At 38.4% G+C, this 2622-nt stretch carries 1 protein-coding gene; it reads right to left on the reverse strand.

Features of this window, described 5'->3' with window-relative positions:
• The coding region (locus MNV_RS04780) for a hypothetical protein (protein ID WP_143311635.1) at nt 1–2326 on the reverse strand (2326 nt) is incomplete at its 3' end.
• Nucleotides 2327–2622 lie beyond the last annotated feature (296 nt).

Genomic DNA, 2622 nt, shown 5'->3' on the forward strand with positions numbered 1-2622 from the left:
TAGCCTCGTGCTTTTCTACCCTTGTGATGCTTCCTTCCACGATTCTTGCTTTTCTCTTTAGATAGTTCGACTTCTCCACCGTCTGACTTAAATCGTCAATAGGAAGCTCTATCTTTCCAACATTATGAAGAATCAGATAACCCGTATCCTCTATGAGTTTCCTCACATTTACACCATCCACATATACATGTTTCTTGGATGCTATAATCCGCCCAAGAGTTGGTTCCTCTCTGAGCAATTTTCCAATACGGTTAAGGATACTAATGTTTTTTCTGAGTCTGTTAATCCTTTTCTTCCCAAGTGGTTTTGTGGATTTGTGGAGAATTCTACCAGCAGCCACCACACCAAAGCTTAAGTAAACCATGCCTGCTGCCACTCTACTTGTGGTATGACCATTTCCAGAATATAGTTTAACACTTCCGTTGCAGATTTCCTGAACCTCTTTCATAACTTCAACAACATTCATGGCTTCTGTATCTGTTGATCTGCACCCATATGAAAAAACAGGAAGCATATCAACGGAAACTGCTCTTAAATCTGCCATGCCAATCGTATGGTATCTTCCATGATATGTTGCAAGGATACTCTTTTTTCTTCCTTCAATACCGATTGTGTCTAAGATTACTGCCTCAACTTTATTTCCACTCAGACTCTCCATACAGCGATGGATGAATTTAAATTCCAGTCTCAAAGCAGCCTCAGTGGCATATCTTTGTATGAAATACCTGAGATTCCAGAACCTTTCAGAATCTCTATATCTCAGGTTCCTTCCCAGAAAGCCTATGGCATCGTAAAGCCTTTCCGCAAAATCGTCTTCAGTATATTCCATATTGAACATGCCATCTGTTTGTTGTTTGAATAGGGCAATATGCTCATCGAACCAGCCAGGGGTATTCTCTCGGACATGCTTTGAAACTTCCATAAGCACACTGGACAGGTCAACCCATGCTGGTAATGTCAAATCCTCTATTTCTTCATGAATGTTCCCTGTCTCACAAAGTGGTGAGATGTCCACCGAGAAAGTACCTGCTATTAATTGCTCCAGAATTTCATTTGTAAGGAATCCAGCTCTTTCTTCAGCTCCAATTTCGTTCATTCTGGAGCCGATATTTTGGAAACAGTAGCTGCCTTTAAATGTGGTTTTTCCATGTCGAATGTATTCTACAAGTCTATCTACAGCAAGAAATTGTGCAATATCCTCGTTGCTATCCCCGATCACTCTTGTAAGAGTTGGATCTCTTGTAAGTCTTCTTTTAGTTACTTCATCAAGATACTCCCATGTCGTCTCACCTGAAGCCAATTTGTAAAAATTCAATCCTTCGTTTGTATGAAATATAATATCATTTCCAAGTGTGTTCACCAGATTTTCAATCACTTTCAGGATGAGTTGACAACTTTCTTTATGTCTCCTCAAAAGTACAATTCTGGCTTTTATGTCCTCAGAAACTGTTTCTGAGAGGGAATGCAGCTTTTCCATGTCTGGTGAGGATTTCTGAATGTTTTCTCTTATCGTTGCTCTCGTTAAGTCAAGTGCCTTTTTTCTGAGTTCATTCTCTACCTTCTGCCTGGAAGCATTCATTGACTGCTGAATTCTGCCCCTCCGATGAATGATTTCTTCGAGAAAAAGGTCTAAACATTCTACCACAAATGCAGTTTGTATTTCAAATGTAAGCCTTGCTTGAACATCTTCCAGTCGGTCAGGTGGTATCGAAGTGAGAAGGCTTCTAAGTTGTCTTTCTCGATTGAGAAGTTCAGGATAAAACAAGATTGGCTCTACTTCATATACTGAAAAATATGCTCTGGCTGAAGCCCATCGATCATAAATTGCTTGTATATCTGCTCCGCCATATGTTTTTAGGTCAGAGTAAGTGAATACTGTTGATAACGAATTTCGGGCATCATCGACAGAATATGTTAAAGGAATTTTGATGTTTTTACGCACAAACCATGTAAAAGATGACTCTTTATCGAATTGTTTGATTCCACGGTAGAAAGTCCTTTTTGTAATGTGAGGTATTTCTGCACTATTCCTTTCTTTGTTAAGGTCGTCTAATATGTATTTTTTGACTTCAAGTGGGTTATTATCACGTCGGATTTCCATCTCCACAAATTCATCAGGAGTTATAGCTGGCTTATGTATCCCAAGATAGCGTAAAGATGCAAAGTCTGAATCTTCTTTCAGCCATTTACCCAGTACCTTTTTAAGACCAAATAATGTCACATTTAATTCATTTGCAAGATTAAAAAGATCAGTCCCAAAATACCCACCATACTGTTCTTCCAATTTTCTGAGATATGCGAGCACGTAATCACGATCTATCTTCATGAGGCGGTAGAGAACAAAGGAAGCCTAATAAATTTATTTAAATATTATTTTAACAAAAATTACAAAGTTGCATACTTGGCACTAATGAAGGTACAACTCCTATGTAACCTGATATACTGCCGTGGACACGGAATTGAACTGGGAACTCCAAAAATAACAACTCGAATTATGAAACTCTATATTGGTTTGTATCTTAACGATGTTACTAAAGAATCAATTGCAGACCTGATTGAAAACCGGAATAGCGTAAGCTATCGATTTTTTATTGAAAATCCTAAATTCCCATCTTTTTAGGC

It is taken from the genome of Candidatus Methanoperedens nitratireducens, assembly GCF_900196725.1.
GTDB classification, from domain to species: Archaea; Halobacteriota; Methanosarcinia; order Methanosarcinales; family Methanoperedenaceae; genus Methanoperedens; species Methanoperedens nitroreducens_A.